This window comes from Micromonospora yongxingensis (genome assembly GCF_052601155.1).
On record NZ_JBQXEO010000018.1, the window covers coordinates 58292 to 75718 of the forward strand.

The 17427-nt window shown below is 69.9% G+C and carries 14 protein-coding genes and 1 tRNA gene; 1 reads left to right on the forward strand and 14 read right to left on the reverse strand.

Annotation, left to right across the window (positions count from 1 at the left end):
• Nucleotides 1-13: 13 nt before the first annotated feature.
• Both ACTWLT_RS21320 and ACTWLT_RS21325 read right to left on the reverse strand, forming a co-directional pair.
• The gene (locus ACTWLT_RS21320) at nucleotides 14-2638 is read right to left on the reverse strand and encodes a fibronectin type III domain-containing protein (RefSeq protein WP_445319895.1); all 2625 of its coding nucleotides are present in this window, start codon (nucleotides 2636-2638) and stop codon (nucleotides 14-16) included.
• A 180-nt stretch (nucleotides 2639-2818) separates the two neighbouring features.
• Nucleotides 2819-5344, reverse strand: a complete 2526-nt coding sequence (locus tag ACTWLT_RS21325; RefSeq protein WP_445319896.1) for a tetratricopeptide repeat protein — start codon at nucleotides 5342-5344, stop codon at nucleotides 2819-2821.
• A gap of 234 nt (nucleotides 5345-5578) precedes the next feature.
• Between ACTWLT_RS21325 and ACTWLT_RS21330 the strand changes: the two genes are divergently transcribed.
• Nucleotides 5579-5662 (forward strand) — tRNA-Leu (locus ACTWLT_RS21330).
• Here the strand turns inward: ACTWLT_RS21330 and ACTWLT_RS21335 are convergent.
• The 12 genes from ACTWLT_RS21335 to amcA all read right to left on the reverse strand — a co-directional run bounded on the left by ACTWLT_RS21335 (nucleotide 5644) and on the right by amcA (nucleotide 17165).
• Nucleotides 5644-7326: a recombinase family protein gene (locus ACTWLT_RS21335; RefSeq protein WP_445319897.1), complete on the reverse strand. Its 1683-nt coding sequence runs from the start codon at nucleotides 7324-7326 to the stop codon at nucleotides 5644-5646. The genes ACTWLT_RS21330 and ACTWLT_RS21335 overlap by 19 nt on opposite strands.
• A gap of 1354 nt (nucleotides 7327-8680) precedes the next feature.
• Nucleotides 8681-9496: an aminoglycoside phosphotransferase family protein gene (locus ACTWLT_RS21340; protein WP_445319898.1), complete on the reverse strand. Its 816-nt coding sequence runs from the start codon at nucleotides 9494-9496 to the stop codon at nucleotides 8681-8683.
• Entirely contained in the window at nucleotides 9489-10142 is a 654-nt protein-coding gene (locus ACTWLT_RS21345) for a histidine phosphatase family protein (RefSeq protein WP_445319899.1), read from the reverse strand. The genes ACTWLT_RS21340 and ACTWLT_RS21345 overlap by 8 nt, the downstream gene beginning before the upstream one ends.
• A complete protein-coding gene (locus ACTWLT_RS21350) occupies nucleotides 10130-10900 on the reverse strand; it encodes a phosphotransferase (RefSeq protein ID WP_445319900.1) in 771 nt (256 codons plus the stop codon). Before ACTWLT_RS21350 ends, ACTWLT_RS21345 begins: the two co-directional genes overlap by 13 nt.
• Nucleotides 10897-11202 (reverse strand): hypothetical protein, encoded by a 306-nt coding sequence (locus ACTWLT_RS21355; protein ID WP_445319901.1) that lies wholly within the window; start codon nucleotides 11200-11202, stop codon nucleotides 10897-10899. The genes ACTWLT_RS21350 and ACTWLT_RS21355 overlap by 4 nt, the downstream gene beginning before the upstream one ends.
• 18 nt (nucleotides 11203-11220) lie before the next feature.
• Nucleotides 11221-11712, reverse strand: coding sequence for a class I SAM-dependent methyltransferase (locus ACTWLT_RS21360; RefSeq protein WP_445319902.1), 492 nt, complete (start codon nucleotides 11710-11712; stop codon nucleotides 11221-11223).
• A 36-nt stretch (nucleotides 11713-11748) separates the two neighbouring features.
• On the reverse strand, nucleotides 11749-12258 hold the full coding sequence (locus ACTWLT_RS21365) for a P-loop NTPase family protein (protein WP_445319903.1): 510 nt from the start codon (nucleotides 12256-12258) through the stop codon (nucleotides 11749-11751).
• A gap of 51 nt (nucleotides 12259-12309) precedes the next feature.
• Nucleotides 12310-13344: a CgeB family protein gene (locus ACTWLT_RS21370; RefSeq protein WP_445319904.1), complete on the reverse strand. Its 1035-nt coding sequence runs from the start codon at nucleotides 13342-13344 to the stop codon at nucleotides 12310-12312.
• Nucleotides 13341-15050, reverse strand: coding sequence for a carbamoyltransferase family protein (locus ACTWLT_RS21375; RefSeq protein ID WP_445319905.1), 1710 nt, complete (start codon nucleotides 15048-15050; stop codon nucleotides 13341-13343). Before ACTWLT_RS21375 ends, ACTWLT_RS21370 begins: the two co-directional genes overlap by 4 nt.
• Entirely contained in the window at nucleotides 15047-16000 is a 954-nt protein-coding gene (locus tag ACTWLT_RS21380) for a thymidylate synthase (RefSeq protein WP_445319906.1), read from the reverse strand. The genes ACTWLT_RS21375 and ACTWLT_RS21380 overlap by 4 nt, the downstream gene beginning before the upstream one ends.
• Nucleotides 16001-16017: 17 nt before the next feature.
• Entirely contained in the window at nucleotides 16018-17034 is a 1017-nt protein-coding gene (locus ACTWLT_RS21385; RefSeq protein WP_445319907.1) for an NAD-dependent epimerase/dehydratase family protein, read from the reverse strand.
• Nucleotides 16986-17165 (reverse strand): multiple cyclophane-containing RiPP AmcA, encoded by a 180-nt coding sequence (amcA, locus tag ACTWLT_RS21390; protein WP_445319908.1) that lies wholly within the window; start codon nucleotides 17163-17165, stop codon nucleotides 16986-16988. The genes ACTWLT_RS21385 and amcA overlap by 49 nt, the downstream gene beginning before the upstream one ends.
• Nucleotides 17166-17427: the final 262 nt, after the last annotated feature.

Below are 17427 nucleotides of genomic sequence, written 5' to 3' on the forward strand. Positions count from 1 at the left end.
TTGCCTGGGTGGTTCAGCAGGTGGGCAGGACGTTGATGTTGTCGCCGCCCTCCAGGTTGAGCCAGGCCCAGGGAATGTAGTTCTTCCCGCTGTACTCGACCTGCACCCACCAGGTGCTCTGCTTCTGGTTGTTGTAGATCCACGAGTCGACGTTGGTGCCGGACTTCTTGCAGTACGCCTTCAGCCGAGTGCCCGGTTCCGCCCAGCCGACCTGCTGGTCGTTGTCCTGGCGGGCCACCTTGAAGATCTCGTTGCCGTTGCGGCCGTCGACGTCCCTGTTGCAGTAGGTCCGCTGGTCGCCGTCCGGCCCGTTGTTACAGGTGGCGATGCCGTACAGCGCTGCGGTGTCCTGCACCTTCGTGTCCGTGCCCTTGCCGGCCGCGTTGCTCGCGGTCACGGTGAACGTGTACTTCGTGCCCGGGGTCAGGCCCGGCATCGTGATGCTGGAGCACGCCCCGGCCTTCGCCGGCTCGCCCGGCGTGCTCACCGAACAGGTGGCCTGACCGCCGCCGGCGTCCACGGTGAACGTCACCGTCGCCGAGGTGGCCGTCGCCGACGAGCCGGTCACCGTGACCCGCGGTTCGGCGACCGTACGGGCCGTGGCCGTGGCCTCCGGACCCGGCCCGGCCTCGTTGACCGCCTTCACCTTCACCGTGACGTTCTGACCGTTGCCCAGGCCGGTGACGGTGGTGCGGGTGTCGGTCACCTCGCTGGTGCGCCCACCGACGTCCACCAGGTACCTGGTCACCGGACGGCCGTTCGCCTCGGCCGGCGCCCACTGCACGGTGACCGCGCCCGGCTGGTTGGCGACCGTGCCGGCCTGCAGGTCGACCGGCCGGCCGGGCGCCGCGAACGGCACCACCGTGTTGCTGACCGGAGAGGCCGCCGAGCCGGCGCCCTTGTCGTTGACCGCCACCACCGTGAACGCGTACTGGGTGCCGAACTCCAGTTCACCGGCGGGCACCACCAGCTCCGTCTTCGTCGACTCGCCGGCCGGCGCGTTCGTCCCCGCCGAGCTGGCCGTCACCGCGTACTTCGCGATCTTGTTGCCCTGCCCGTTCGCCGCCGGCCACTTCACCAGGACCGTGCCGTCCGGCCGCTCCTGCGCCGTGATGCTGGCCGGCGGATCCGGCACCGCGGCCGTCGGGGTCACCGGGTTGCTGCTGCGCGACGGGCCGTCGCCCTTGGCGTTCACGGCGTGCACCGCGAACCGGTACGTCTCGCCGTTGGTCAGCCCCTTGACCTCCACCGCACGCTGGTTGGCGCCCACCTCCAGGCGCTGGCCGGCGCCCTCCACGACGTACCGGATGATCTCGGCGCCGTTCGCGGCGGCCGGCCGCCAGCTCACCCGGGCCTGGGCGTTGCCGGCGGCGGCGGTGACACTCCGCGGCGCGCTCGGCTTGCCCACCCGGGGCTTCTTCGGTGGAGGCGGCGGCGGGGGAGCCGGCGGCGGGTCACCGCCGAGCACGTCGTTGGCGTACTTGTTGACCTCGCGCACCTGGTGTTTGTCGTCCACCACCCGCGCGGTCGCCGAGTCGGGGGAGTTGATGAACAGGTGATTCTCCCGCACCTCCAACTCCAGCGGCCCGTTCGCCCGGCCGCGGACGGTGTCGACCAACTGGCCACCCGCGTCGAAGGCGTAGATGGTGCCGGTGGCCTCGTCGGCGCAGTAGAACCTGTCGGCCCAGGCCACCGCCGGGCTGAGCCGGTCACCGGTGCCCGGCACGGTGAACGCCCGCTCCTCGCCGGCGTCACCCACCACCAGCACCCGCCGCTCGGCGGGCACGGTGACCGGGACGCGCGGCCCGCTGGTGCGTGCCGGCAGGGCCGCCGGCCCGGACAGCGTCAACGGCGTCGGGCGCACCTCGCCGCGCTGCACCCGCACCAGCTTCCCGGCGGTGCGGTCGAGCACCGCCACCCCGTCGTCCAGCGTGGAGACCACCAGCTCGTGGCTGGCCTCCGCGACGTCGTACGTCTCGACCCGCTCCGGGCTGAGCCCACCGCCGGCGGGCGCGGCCGAGGCCGGCGCGGACGGCAGCTTCGCGGCGGTCACCGCCGACACCGTGCCCTCGCTCGGCACCGCGATCCAGAGACGACCCTCGCCGTCGAAGGTGCCGCCGGTGATGCCCGGGGGATAGCGCACGGGCTCGCCGACCGGCGTCAGCGAACGCGGGTCGAGCTGCCGCACGATGCCCTGCACGGCGTCGACGACGAACGCCGCGTCCTCGTGCAGGGCGACGCTCACACCCAGGCCGGGGGTGGTCGGGGTGGTCGCGGTGAGCTGCAGCGTGGCCAGGTCCAGTGAGCTGACCTGCCCGCTCTGCAGGTCGCGCAGGATCAACAGCCGGTCGGTCTGGGTGACCTGCATGGGGTGCCGGCGGGCGCCGGGGACCTCGGTGCGGGTGTCGACCCGGGCGGTGACCCCGTTGACCCGGGCCAGCTCGCTGCGCGCCGCGCTCCACAGCCACGAACTCGCGTCGTAGTTGGCGACCGCGTTGTCCGCCGCGCCCAGCCCGAGGACGGTCAGCCCCATGGCGGCCAGCAGCGCCGTCACCGTGCCGACGGTCACCAGCCCACCGCGCAGCCGGGACCGCGAACGGGGGGCGTCGGTCTCCACGGCATCGTCGATGGTGGCCACAGCCGGCTGCCTCCCCTGAGTCGTGGCAGGTGCGCGCCTCGCGGCGACCCCTCCCCTGAGCCGGGTGCCATCATATGGCCCTGCCGGTGACGGGGGAACCCGCACGGTCACCCCTGTGGATACTGAGCGTGTGCGCTGTGGACGCCCAGCTCAGCTCGGTGACGGCCGATCCGGTCCCGGTCAGCTCGTCGGGGTGCCGCGCTCCCGCGCGGTGCAGACCTGCCCCGAGGTGGCGAAGCTGTCGGTGGCGTAGACCGCCAACACCGTGAAGCAGTAGTCCACCCGGGAGTTCAACCCGTTGATCGTGTGGCTGGTCCGCCCGGGGTCCACGGTGGCCATCACCCCCAGCGCCTGCCCGGCCCGACCGCCGGCGACCATGAACGGCACCGCACCGCCGGACGGGTCCGTCCAGGTCAGCGTGATCGTGACCGTGTCGTCCCGCAGCTTGAGGTCGCCCGGCGGAGGCCCGGCTGCCGTCGGCGCTGTCGCCGTCGGCGTGGTCCCGGTCGGCGGCGGCGCGTCGTCGCGGGTCAGCACCACCGCACCCAGACCGGCCGCCGCGACCACGGCCACCCCGGCCGCCACCACCGCGCCGATCAGCGTCGCCCGGCTCCGGCCCGCCGAGCCACCCTCGTCGGCGTACGCCGGCCGGTACCCGCCCTGACCCGGGTGGTACTGCTGGCCCGGATACATCGCCTGGCCCGGGTGGTACTGCTGGCCCGGGTACGGCTCGTGGGATGGATAGGGCTCCGAGGCCGGTCGGGGCGCGGGGTCGGTCGGGGCTGCCCCGGCAGGCGACGCGAACGAATCCGGGCCAGACCCACCGACCGCTGGTGGAGTCGATACCGGTTCTGCGTACGCGGGTGGGCCTGCCTGCCACGCGGCCGGGTTCGGCGGGGCGTCGACCGGCTGGCCCGGGTCACCGCCGGGCCCGCTCGGGGCGAACGCCTGGACGGCCGGGATGACCTCGGTCGGAGCGGAGGCGGCGACGTCCACCTGTTGCGGTGGGACGTCCGGCTTCACCTCCCCGTCGGTCCCGTCCGTGTCCATCCCGGACCGGCCCGCCCGTTCGCCGTCGGCCGTGGGCACCGGTTGCGGCGGCGCGGTGCGGCTCCACGGCGGCGCGGTCAACCCCCATGGTGGTACGGGTGGCCCGCTCACCGGGGGCGCCGAGACAGGGTGACCGTAGCCGGGCGGCCCCGACACCGGGTAGGGCTGACCCGGCGGTCCGGACACGGGATAGGGGTGGCCCGCACCGGAGACTGGCTGGCCGTAGCCGGGCGGGCCGGAGACCGGGTACCCGGGTGGTGCGGAAACGGGTTGCCCGTAGCCGGGCGGCCCGGACACCGGATAGGGCTGGCCGGGGGGAGCGGAGACGGACTGCGCGTAGCCGGGAGGCCCCGACACCGGATAGGGCTGAGCAGGAACAGCCGACACAGGCTGAGCCGGCGGCCAGGAGACCGGGTGGGCCTGGCCGGGTGGTGCGGAGACGGGCTGGGCATGGCTCGGCGGTCCGCTCACCGGTGCGGCCGGGGCTGTGCTGGCTGACCCGCTCGCGTCGGTCCGGTTGGCCGCGACGCGAGCGGCCTCCTCGGCGAGCAGCGGTTCGATCTGGCGTACCTGGATCGTCGGGTTGTCCCAGCGGGGCACCGGCTCCTGGGGCACCGCCGGTGCGGGTGGCGCCGCGGCCGACACCTGGGCGGATGGCGGTGGCGGCGGGGACGGCGCGTCCACCGGCGGGCGGGTCGGTTGGTCGCCTGTCCGCTGACGCGGCGGCATCGCCGAGGCGGACGGCTGCCGAGGTGCCGGCTGCTGGCCGACCTGGTGCGCCGGCTTCGTCGGCTGCCCGTCGGCCGGTGGCCGGGGTGCGGGATCCGCCGTCGGCCGGGGCTGCTGCTCCGGGGTACGCGGGCGCGCCGGCACGGCAGGTGCGAGGGTCGCGGGCGGCGTACCGGCCTGCGGTGGCGCGACGGGGTTCGGTGCCGGCCGCGCCTCCGGCGAGATCCTCGGGGCGGGAGCCGCCACCGGCGGTCGGCTGGCGCTGCCGGGTGTGGCGGGCTCGCGTACCACCGGTGGGGTTGGCTGGTGCGTCGCCGGTGCCTGCGGCGGAGCCCACGGCGACGCGGCAGCTGGTGGGCCGCCCGCTGCCGGACGCATCGCGGCCAGGGTCGCCAGAGACAGCGTCGGGCCGGACAGCGCCGACCGGACGCCGGGGGTGGCCGGCGCGGTGGCCGGCTGTGGCGTCGGCGGCGAGTCGTACGGCCCGGCGCGCCCAGGTGCGGCGTCGCCGAGGTAGTGGCGGGCGGCGCGTACCGCCGGGTGGTGTTCCCCGAGCACGGCGGGCCCGGCGGTGGCGACGCGGGTGTAGTTGCGGCGGGCCTCGTGCCGGTTGCCCAGCTCCTCGGCGACCTCGGCGAGCTCGAAGGCGAGCGCGAGCATCACTGGGTCGGAGTGTTCCCAGCGCCGCTCGCCCGCCGCGAACGCCTCCTCCAGCACCCGGCGTGCTGCGAGCGGATCGTCCGCCTCCCGGTGCAGGCGGGCCAGCAGGTGCGCGGTGTGCAGCACCTCGGGGTGGTCCTCGCCATACGGCGGGCTGGCGGAGCCGACGGCCTCCGCCAGCAGTTGCCGGGCGGCGCTGAGGTCGCCCGCGGTACGCAGGGCGAGAGCCCGGTGCTGGGCGGCTGCCAGGGGAGAGGGATGGGGCACGGTGGCAATGCTGCCGCCACAGGGCTGCCGGACGCTACCCGGACACGCCCTGGGTGGTGCTTCCGGAACGGCTGGCGAGGCGGTCTGAGCAGCGGTGGGAAGGCCTCTACGGAGGGGTCGGAAGGCGATGTGCATGATCCACGGGTGCCGTGTACAGTAACTCCCCGTGCGGCCCGCCGGGCCGACATCGGGTGTGAAGATCATCCGGGTCGGCGAGGTAGGCTGAACGAGCAGGTCCGGGTGGCGGAATGGCAGACGCGCTAGCTTGAGGTGCTAGTGCCCGTATAGGGCGTGGGGGTTCAAGTCCCCCCTCGGACACGAACCATTACCCCACGGTGCGCGCTGAGATCGATTGCAGCGCGCACCGTTTGCGTTTCAGGCTGGTAGTTCAGCCGGAGACCGAGTTGCCGGTAGACCTCGGCCTTGTCGGCGGGGTCGGCGTCGCGGAGCACGGCGGTGATGTCGCCGAGCGCGTTCACCAGGGTGGTGATTTCTGCTCGGCTCATCCTGCGCGGGGCGGTGCCCGTGTTCGCACGGAGGCCTGCCTCCGCCCGGGCGCGTTCGGCCTTGGTCTGTGCGATCCAGCCGCTGACCACCGCCGGATCGGCTCCAGCGTCGAGGGCGGCGCGGTAGCGCTCCAACTTGGCGTCGCACTCGGTGATGATCGTATTAGCTGCTGTGCCCGCTGCGGGCGAATGATCGAAGGGCTGGGCTTCGGTCATCGCGGTGATCGTTGATTCGATGTGGTGGGGTGCGAAGGCGGAGGCCAGCCAGGTGTCGATCGGGTCGGTGAGGGCATCCTCGCGCAGGTACACGTTGCTGGGATGCTCAACTTGGTTGGCGAGGGCGTATTCCTGTGGGAAGCGGCAGCGGTAGTAGGCGTCGCCGTGGTTGTACTGGCCCTGCATGCGTCGGTCGCAGGCGGCGCAGTAGATCATGCCCCGGAAGACGTACGGGTTGCGGGTGCGCTGCCGGACGTGTTGTCCGCCGGTTCCCCGTCCGCGTCGTTGCAGTATCGCTTGGGCCTGCTCGAAGGTCGCGTCGTCGATGAGTGGCTCATGGGTGATGTCCTTGGAGACCACCCATTTGTCGCGGGCGTTCCAGCGCATGACGCCGGTGTGACCCATTGCCACGTCGTCGACGTCGAGCAGCACCTCGTCGGTGCGTTGCTTGTTCCACACCTGCCGCCCTGTGTAGCGGGGGTTGGTGAGGATGACGCGGACGGCGCTCTTGGACCAGGCGATGCCGCTACGGTGCCGGTTGCGGGCCCGGTCGTGTGCCGATGGGCAAGGCACGTGGTTGGCGGTAAGTCCCTCGGCGATGGCGAAGAGGCCGATACCGGCGAGGAACTCGGCGAAGATCTGTCGGACGATTGGAGCGGTCCGTTCTTCCGGAGTTAGGCCCTTGAGGTGTTTGCCGTCGGCGGCCTTGGCGGGGTTGGGGTGGGGTCCAAGATCGCGGAGTGTGTAGCCGTAAGGTGGGCGCCCACCCAGGTAGCGGCCCTCAAGGAGGGTCTGGGCGGCCATGGCGGTTCGAACGCGCAGTTTGATCCGGTTGCGCTCACCCTTGCTCATGCCCCCGAAGACGGACATGACGAGTTCGTGTGCCTCGTTGTCGGGGTCGATGGGGCCGCCAATCTCGGGGACCCAGAGTTCGACGCCGTAGTGGACGAAGAGCGGCGCTGTGAGGCCGAACTGGTTGCCGTAGAAGGCGCGGTGCGGTTCGCCGACGACGACGGCGGAGAACCCTCGCCCGGGGTTACGCAGAGCCGCGAGAAGAAGACTGGCTTGGGTTCGGCGCTGCCACGGGAGGGAACGGCTCTGGCCGATGTCGAAGTATTCCGTGACAATTCGGCCGTTATGTGGCTGGATGAGGGTGCTCGCCCGAGTCAGTTGCCAGCTCCGGGACGATTCGGGGTCCTGGTTGTCCTCGGTCGAGACGCGGCCGTAAAAGGCGAAGGTTTTCGGTTGGGGGCTGGTCATCCGTTCTCCTCGATCGAGTTGTCTGTGCGGCAGTCGTTGACCCGTCTGAGCAGCTTCAGCAGGGCGGCAGCGGCACCAGGGTGCAGCTCCGGTGGCCTCTGGGGAGCTTCCACCCTGATCGTCGCTCGCCCGTTCGCGTCGTCGACCGTCCATGAACCGTCGCCTCCAATGGGTTGGTCAAGTCGTGTTTCCGTCCCAGGGTCGGACTCCTTGCGTTGCTGATTCTGGTGATCGGACGGCAGAGTCATTCGCCTCCGTCCGGTGGCTCACCCGGCGGCGACATCCGTCGGTGGCAGGGCATCGTGTTAGAGACGCGCGCTGTGTTGGATGGGTCGGTTGTCATGGAAAGGTCCTCCGAAGTTGATCCGTGTGCCGGTCGCTCCGGCGGGCATGAAGAAGCGGCCGACGCCGTCAGGCATCGGCCGCTTGTTGAGCAGGGGAGGCGCTACATCTATGCGTCGGTCATGTTCCTCAGGGGCCTTGAGACCGGCTAGCGCTGCTGGGCGACGCGGCTTGGTTGTGGGTACTGCGTGGACTCGGACGCCTCCTGGAGACCACTCTGTTCACACCGAAGAGGTCGCTGGTTCGATACCAGCATCGCCCACCGTAGTTTGTGCAGGTCAGAAGCCCGTTGCCGGAGTTGTCGGTAACGGGCTCTGCCGTACGTGTGGCTTACATTGGGAGCAGATGGGGAGCAGCGGCGAAGCTCGCGGTCGCCGGTGAGCCAACGCGTCGTCGCGTGCGCCCTGCCGTCCGCGTCGGCCACACCCGAAGTCGCCAAATGCTGAGAAGCCGCACTGACCCGCTTGCCAGGCGCTCGACGACCGCCGATGCCGTGGACACCGTCGCCGGGCGCTGGCAAGACTCGTACGCCGGGATCAGCCTCGATATACCCGCGGTTCTGCTGCTGGTGCACCACGTGCCCCACCGAAGGCTTCGATGAGGCGGTGCGCCAGCTCGCCCTGCGCGTCAGGACTTCAGGAGGACGTTCTTTGCGCCCGCCAAGATCGTCATCCAATTCCATGAGACATAGACGTTCGTTTGACAGACTCGTTTAGTCCGGCGGGTCCGCTGGTTCGTAGGCAGCGGAGAAACGAGGATACGGCGGTCGCCTGTGCACCGTCCCTACTGCTTCGAGGCTTCAATAGTGAGGATTTGGTCCATAGTGATGGTCGTGGCAGCCGGGAGTTGCGCACGGTTCCTGTGGGCGAGTTAGGTCGGAGTACCAGCCGTCGGCGAGAACGGAGGCAGTGGTGATGGACTGATGCCGTGGGAGGCCGAGGGCATTGCCGGTGGAATCACTGGTGGAGGCGCGGTAGTCGGGCCTCCGCAGCGGCGTTTACGGAGCCGGCACTCATTGGACGTCGCCGCCACGCTTGACATCATCCGGGGTTGTGGTGCACCACGTCATCAGCGCATCGAGGTGAGCACAGTGTCTGAGAACCTCGCGGTCGACGTTGTCGAGCTGGCCATATGCATCGAAAAAGATTCTGCTGAGGTAAGGCCGGCGGGGCCAGATGCGAGTGGCGAGGCGTACGAGGTCGCGGGCGGGGAGGTCGTAGCGGCTGTGCTCGAAGTCGATCAGCCGTACTTTGCCGTCGTCGCCGTAGAGCATGTTGCGAGGCATGAAGTCGAGGTGGCACGGCACGGCCGCTAGCGGTGCGAGGTCTCGTAGTGCTCGCATGTGGGCGCGAACCTCGGCGCGGTAGCTGGGCGTGATCTGATCTCCAGCGAGGCGAATCCAGTACTCGGCGCGTTCGGCAAGCGAGGCCGTCCAGTCTGGTTCGAGGCGGGGCGGTCTGGCGGCGTGCAGCGTCTTGAGTAGTTGTCCTGCCTGCCGGTATGCGTCCTGCTCGGCTGCGGGGTCGAGCTGTCGCTGGCTGAGTGGGAGGCCCGGTACGGCGGTGATGACGATGGCCGGTGGGTAGTCGGTTGTCGCGAGCAGCCGGGGTGCCCGTTCACCGAGGGCGGGGACCCAGGTGCGGTAAGCGTGGACTTCCTGGGTGTGGCGTTCCGGGCTGCGGTGGATCTTGACGATCACCTCACCCTGTGCGGTCGTCGAGGCGCGTAGGGCGCGAGTGCCGGCGTGGCCGGGGTGCCAGCTCACGGGCTCGGCATCAGCGTCGAGGAGGCGGTGGCACAGCGCGAGGTGATCGTTCAGGTCAGCCATGGCGGGGTCGGAGGTGTCCAGTGTCGTTGTGGGTGACGAGCTGCCAGATGGTGCGGCCGAAGCGGTTAGTTGGCTGCTGCCACCGGGCGACGGATGCATGGTCGGTAACGAAGCCAAGCCTCAGGCAGGCGTTCCGGGGGAGACGGAGGAGCAGGGTGTGCGCCGCTTCGACGGTTTCCCCATGGGCCGCGAGGAGAATTCGTTCACCGTCGTGGCGGGTGAGGATCTTCTGTAACGCTGCCGCGGCCCGGTCGAGGTACTCGTTCCACGTCTCGGAGCCGGAAGCGTACTGGTGGTTGGGGTTGTGCTGAGGCGGCCCCTGGAAGGAAGTCTTGACGTCGACCCAGGGTCGGCCGTCGGCGTCGCCGTGGTCAGGGCCGCAGAGGTCCAGGTCGATCCTGGCGGGCAAGCGCAGGGCTCGGGTGATGATCTCGGCGGTCTGGGCCACGCGGAGTCGGGGTGTGGCGTAGAAGGCGGCATATGGTCGGTGGGCGTGCTCGGCGGCCAGCCGGGCGGCGAGTTGCACCGCCTGGTTCCGGCCGAGAACGGTGAGGCCGGTGCAGCCTTGTTTGCCACCGACGATTCCGGCGACGTTGCAGGCGGCTTCGCCGTGGCGGGCGATCACGAGTTCGGTCATGGAGGCCATCCGAGGGCTCCTTTTCTCGTCGGCTCGGCGGGGAACGGGTTGAGCCAGGGTCGGACGGTGGGCCAGGGGTGCCGGTAGCCGTTGCGGCCGAGGTATCGCAGCGTCAGCAGGTGGTGCAGTTCGGCGTACTGCTTCAGGTCGGCCAAGCTGCAGACCTGGGGCGCGACCACGACGCGGTAGGCGTGCAAGCAGTGGGCGATGGTTTGCTCGTCGAGGCGGCCGTGGGTCATGGAGGCGGTGACCAGCAGGCCGGCCAGTTCGTAGCCGAAGGGGGCGAGCGTCATGTCGTCGAAGTCGACGACGGCGACGTCATCGCCTTCCGCGAGGTAGTTCCGGATGTTTGGGTCTTTGTAGAACGCAGCGGGCTGTCCGGCTCTGTTGAGTAACGCGTCGATGGCCGACCCGTGGACGCCCAAGGCGGCAGCGGCGCGGTGTAGCGCCTCCTTCCGCGGGCTTGCGAAGTCGGGGATAACGAGTCCGGTCGAGGTGATGTGGGGTTTATCGAGGCTGGCGGCCTGTAGTTCGTGTCGGTGCGCGGCAGCGTGGAGCCGGCCGAGTGCCGCAGCGGCGCGCGGAAGATCGCCCACCTTCGGTGTGCACCCCGGCAGCCGTTCGAAGATCAGATACTGGACACCCCGCGCGACAAGCGCGGGCAGACGTACGCCGGACCCCAGGACGGCCAGCCAGGTGTGGTGGGCGGCAGCGGCGGCGCAGCGTTCGGGGTCGTCGTACCGCTTGACGAAGATGGCCCCGCTCAAGGCCGCACCGCTATGGCATAGCTGACGGTGGATTGGGTTGTGTAGGGCGGTGCGGGCAGCCACTGTCGGAGGGTCGCTGCGATAGCGGGGATCCCGCCGGTCAGAGTGATCCGGTATTTCGGTGTGGTGGTGAGGTAGCGGGCGAGGTGCATGGCGTCCGCGAAGTGAAAAACGTGGTCCTCGTGCTGGACGTCGAGGACGGTAAAACTGCTAGCGGCGATGGTGTGCAGGTTCCCGCTGTGGAAGCTCTCGTAAAGGCTCGGTCGATTGATGGCGTGCGGGTCGAGGCCGGCGGCGTGCACGAGATGGTCGAGTTCGGCCTAGCTGTCCAGCGACTTTGTGACCAGGATGGCAGTGCCGCCGGGGCTTAGGCAGCGGGCAATCTCCGCGACGGCGGTGGCCGGCGTCGGTGAGTGGTACAGGCAGAAGGCGGCGACTGCGGCGTCAGCCACTTTGTCGGGCAGGGGCAGGTGGTGGAAGTCTGCGCAGACCACGGAACCTCGCGCGTCGGCGTGGCCGAGGCGGTCGCGGGTGGTGTCAAGCAGTGCGGTCGAGGCGTCCACGGCAACGAGCTGCCGGGGTCGGAGCCGGTCGGCCAGGCGCAGGGCTGTGGTGCCGCGCCCGCAACCGATGTCGAGCACGACCGCCCCGCGTGGAACCCGAGCGGCGAGCAGGTGGGCGATCGTGTCGGCGACGTCGCTTCCGCTGATCTTGGCGCGATGCAGCGCGTGGGTGCGGTCGGCGAGCCGGCCGTTGCCACGGTAGAGGTCGCCGTGGACCAGTCTGGGGTCAAGGAACGGGTTGGTCGACATCTGTCGCCTCCCGTCCCGCTGCGGTCAGGTCACGGGCTAATGCTCGTCGCGGACGCGGTTGATCAGATGGGCGGCCTGGCGGCGGCTGGTGAGGGTGATCAAGCGGACGTGTGGTCCGTGCTCGCGGAGCAGGTACTGGACCCGTGGGCGCATGGTACGTCGGTAGCTGAGGACGTAGCGGACGAAGTTCCAGGTGATGCGGTCGTAGACGCCGTCCTGGTGGTGTTGTCCGCCGCGGTAGCGCCAGCGGCGTTGGGCGATACCCCACAGGCAGGTCACGGCCGGCAGGTCGAGAAAGATCACGGTGTCGGCGGCGGCGAGCCGGATGGACAGGGTGCCGGCGTAGTTTCCTTCGATGATCCATCGTTCGCCAGCGACAAGTTTCTCCTGCTGGGCGGCGAACTCGTCCTGCGGTAGCGGCATCCAGTGCTCGTCGTAGTAGGTCGCGTCGAGGTGAGTCAGCGGTACGTCGAGGATTCGGGCCAACTGGCGCGCGACGGTGGACTTGCCGCTGCCGCCGCAGCCGATGATGGCGATCCTGTCCATGGTTCTCCAGGGTAAAGGTGCGGTGAGCTCGTTCGGTGGTGACACGGTGAGTCATGACCGCACCGGCTCCGGGTGACGCAGCAGGTAGTCGAGCACTTCGAGTTGGGTTGAGAGCCGGAACGGGTCGAGGTGACGGAGGCACTCGGTGATGAGGCTGGCGTGCTCACCGGTGCCGGCGATCTCGGTGAGCCAGCCGATGCGGTGCCGCACGTCTGCGGCGTCGCCGACGATCAGCGACGAGGGAACGAACGCATTGGCGCCTCGGACGTCGGCGGGCAGCAGCGGCACACAGCCGGCGAGGACGGCCTCGAAGATTCGTTGGGTCATCTGCCCGGCGGCGGCGTATCGGGCGGGCAGCAGCAGGACGGTGGCGAGCGCGTCGGCGTAGATCGCGGAGACGCGGGGGAACGGGACTCGGCCGATGAAGTTCAGATTCGGCCAGCGCCTGGTGTCGTCCCATTTGCCGGCGATCAGGTGAGGGAGTTGCGCGGCGGCCGGAGCGAAGTAGGTGTCGAACGGGTGGTCGCGGTCGTACCGGTTGCCGATGTAGACCAGCGGGGTGCGACGGGGCTGGGCTACAAGCGCGCTGGGGTCGGCGGCGTCGATGGCCGTGTCGGCGACAGGAAAGAGCAGTGGTACCGCGCCCGGAGTCGGGTGCAGAGCGGGTTCGCAGATGGTGACGTTGCGGGTTCGGCGGAGGGGATCCGCTGCGGGCAGCCGACGGTCCTTGTCCCACAGGATCGTTGGGGTGCCGAGCTGGTGGGTGTAGTGGTCGAGTAGATCGGCCTGCCGATGCAGGTCGCAGGTATGGCCGGGTCGCCCGCAGACGGTGGTGTTGCGGCCGGGAATGGGCCAGCGCCATTCGAGGAACAGGGCGTCGATATCGGGTAGGCCGACGTCCCAGCGGTAGTGGCCGGTGAGGTCGTCGCTGGCTTCGCACAGGTCCCGGTTGGGTTGGAGGAGCACGATTTCGTGGCCGGCCGCGCATAGTCCGTCGATCAGAGTCCGGCGGTGGCTGCGGCCTCCGTCCGGGGTGTCGGTGATGCCGGTTCCGAGGAATCCCCAGAAGCTGTAACCGATCTTCACTTGGTCACCCACTGGTCTTCGATGAGCAGTGCGTCGAGGCCGGATTCGGTCAGGCAGTCCAGGGCCATCTCCGGCGTGCCGCAGATCGGCTCGCCCTTGATGTTCAGTGAGGTGTTGATCAGCACGGGGTGGCCGGTGATCTCGCCGAAGCGGGTGAGGACGTCGGCGAGGAAGGGGTGTTGCTCGCGGGTGACGGTCTGGACTCGGGCGGTGCCATTGACGTGCACGATCGCGGGTAGCTTGTCGCGGGTCAGCTCGGTCACGGGAGCCGCGAGCGACATGTACGGCGACGGTTGGCGTAGCCGGAAGTAGTCGGTGGCCTTATCGGCGAGTACGACAGGGGCGAAAGGTCGGAACGGTTCGCGGAACTTGACGGTGGCGTTGAGCCGCTCGACCACACCGGCCTCCAGGGGAGAGGCGAGGATCGACCGGTGCCCCAGGGCCCGTGGTCCAGCCTCCAGCGCGCCGGTGAACAGGCCCACGATTGCCCCGTCGGCTAACTGTCGGGCCAGATGGTGGGCGGGTTCGGCGGGACGGCTGGCGTGCAGTCCCGGTCGCGGTGCGGTCGGCAGTGCCAGGTCGGGATAGGTGGGGCCGAGGTAGCAGTGGTGGCGAATGCCGGTGGGTGGGCGGCCGGTCGCCTCGAGCCAGGCGTGGGCGGCGGCGCCGATCGCGGTGCCCGCGTCGCCGGGGGCGGGTGGTACGTGTATCTCGTCGACGATGCCGGCTTGGGCGATGAGGCCGGCGGCTACGCAGTTCATCGCGACCCCGCCGCTCAGGCAGAGCAGCCCGGAGCCAGTCAGCCGGCGGGCTCGTGCGGCGAGTTGCAGCATCACCTGCTCGGTGCGCTCCTGCACCGCAGCGGCCAGGTCGGCATGCACGGGCTCTACCGGTGTCATCGGCAGGCGGGGCGGGCAGGTCGCGGCGGTGAACGCGGGTGTGATTCGGCCGTACCGGCTGGCGAGCACCCGAAGGGCGATCAGCGCCGGGTCGAGGGTGAACCCGTCGGCGGTGGGCCGGATCGCCCGGGACATCAGCTCCCGGAATCGGGCGGGGTCGCCGAGGGCAGCCAGCGCCATCACCGTGCCTTCCTCGTCACCGCGCCGCCAGCCGAGGTGTTCGGTGACAGCCCCATAGGCGTAGCCGAGGGAGGCCGGGTCGTCGATCGCGTGCGCCAGGTCGAGGCTGAGGCGCGAGTTGCGCTGACGGGCGTGCCAGGTGGTGGTGGTCTGCAACTCGCCGAGGCTGTCGACGATCAGGACCGCTGCGTCATCTACACCGGCGGCGGCGAAGGCGTACAGGGCATGCGCCCGATGGTGCGGCACTGGCTGGAGGTGTGCGGATGAAAAACGCTCGGACAGATCTCGCATTCGGGCCTGGTAGCGGCGGTGGACCGTGGTGAAGCTGCGGGCCCGTGGTACGGCTCGGGCGCGGTTGGCAGCCTGTCGTAAATGGGTCGGCAATTGCCCCAGCGCGCGCAGGTAGCGGCGCCCGTCGAAGTTGTACGCGACCGTGGTCACGTCCGACGGCGACAGGCCGGCCTCGCCGAGCAGCCAGGCGACACCGTATGCCGGGTACGCCTTGCTGTGCTTGACCCCGTCGAGCCGTTCCTCCTCGACGAAGCCGATCAGGTGGCCGTCAACCAGCAGCGCCGCCGCCGAGTCATGCGTATACGCGCACAGCCCAAGCACCACATCCGCGGTCATGCCAACTCCGGCGATACGAGAGCCGGCCGGGTGAGGTGCTGGTACCAGGCGACGAGGGCAGCGCCGAGCGGCCCTGGGGTGTTGTGGGCAACCTTGCTAGCCAGGTCCCGCTCGCCGAGCTTCCATGTCCGGTAGCTGGTCAGCACTTGCCCGAACGTGTCCCACAGGGTGCCGTCGGGCAGGTCGCCGTCACCGGAGATGACCTGCGCGAGGACAACATCCAGGCTGGGCCAGTCCACGCCGACCGGATCCATCTCGGTGACGGTCGGTTCGTGGTGGAGACACTCAGCGGCGGCCGGAGCATGATCGGCGTAGAGGTGCAGTGAGTCGACGTGGTGGTGATACTCGCCGACCTCGACACCGAGCCAGCCCGCCATCAGCTCCTGCAGGAGCGTCGTCGCGAAGATGTCGTACGGGAAGCCGAGCCAGAGGTCCTGGCTGCGCATGCTGGTGTGCATCTCGAGCCGGCCCTGCCGGATCAGGAACCGGTATCCGAGAGTGCACGGCACGTCCCGGTAGCCGCGGTGGTCGCGTGCCGGGTCGTAAATCTGGACGACGGCTTGTCGGGAGTCTCGGTCGGCCGTCAGTTTCCGGACGACCGCGTCGAGCTGGTCGAGGTTGCCGCCCCACCGGCGGATCCGCGGCCCGTACGCGCCCTGCAGGATCCCGTCGTCCGCGTAGCGCCGCAGGTTGTCGTTGAAGTCGAAGATCCACGGCTCATCCGAGCCAGAGAGGATCCAGAGCGCCTCAGCGACGGCGAATGCCGGGTTGATGACGCGTACGGGTGGCACGGAGACCAGCCGGCGCCGAGGGTTGGTCAGGCACAGGTGCGCGCCGACGACCTCGGTGGTCATCATGTCGCGCGGGCAGGCGATACGGCCGTTGAGCAGCACCGCCTGACTGGCGGCGGCGAAGAGTTCGCTCGCTGAGTCCGCAGTCAAGACGATCATGAAAGGGTTTCCTTCCGTCAGGAGGCGAACGCGGTGAGTCGGTCGCGGGAGAGGTTGACCAACCAGGCGGACTGCCGGGCCATGCCCTCGTGCAGGCCGACGGTGGGCCAGTAGCCCAGCAGCCGGCCGGCAAGGGTCAGGTCAGCGGCCGTCGAGGGAACGTCCCCCGGCTGGACGTCGGCTACCTGGACCGGAATGTGCCGTCCAGTGACCGTGGACGCCTCCTGGATCGCGCCCTGCATGGAGACGCTCGCTCCGCCGCCGATGTTCACCACGGCGCACTGGGCATCTACCTGAGCGGCGGCGATCGTCGCGGCGACGACGTCGGTGATGTACGTGAACTCCCGCCGTTGGCTGCCGTCGCCGAAAAGGGTGACCGGCAGACCGGTACAGGCCGCGAACAGCAGTCGGCCGATGGCCATATCGGGTCGCTGGCGCGGCCCGTAGACGGTGAAGTAGCGCAGGGCCACGACGCTGAGCCGGTTGTCGGGGCGGCACGCGTAGGCCACGCAAAGCTGCTCGGCGGCGAGCTTGCTCACTCCGTACGGGGAGACTGGGCTGGTCCGGTCGTTCTCGCGGCTGGGTCGGTCTGCCGGCCCGTAGACGCTGGACGAGGAGGCGAAGACGAGCCTCCGAACGCCCAATCGCACACACGCGTCGAGCAGCCGTTGGGTGCCGAGGACGTTGGACTGGGCGTAGTCGTGAAACTCCGAACCCCAAGAGGGCCGGACGCCCGGCCGGGCAGCCAAGTGGAAAACGACGTCACAGCCGTCCACGGCGTCATCGAGCCGGTCGATGGCCAGATCCCCGCAGAGTGGTGTGAACAGCGGATTGGCGGCTGCGGCCGCCAAATTCTCATCGGCGAGAGCATCCTGACCGAGCCGGCGGCGGTCCAGGCCGACCACCTGAATACCTCTGGCCAGGAGCGCGTCGACGACATGCGAACCGATGAAGCCGGCGGCGCCGGTCACCAGCACCCGCGCCGTCACTGGCAACCACCACGCTGAGCCGGTTGAGTCAGCACGCGCTGCCACACGAAGGTGAGCAGAGGCGGGTCGACCCGGGAGATCGTCGTCCGATCCGTCGCCGGCAAACCGGGCTGCGCCGCCGGACCGGGCGCACCCGTGGCGCCTGCGGAGGCGTGCCGCGAGACGTACACGGTCATGACGCCGCCGCCCGACGTTTGGCCGATTCCCGCTGCTTGTCCCGGTCGTGGCGGGCCCGCCGGTATCTCGGCGGGCCCGCCGAGGTGAGGCGGCGGCTGGGAACACCCCGCCGGTCACCCGCCCGCGCAGCCCCGACGGCAGTACGCAGGCGAGGATTCAACCTCACGACCGCACCCCCGGCCGCCGTCACAAGAAGCGGCATCAGCTCTCCGGCCGCCTTGCCCGATCCGATCGATCTCTCCATCATGAATCCCCTGGCGT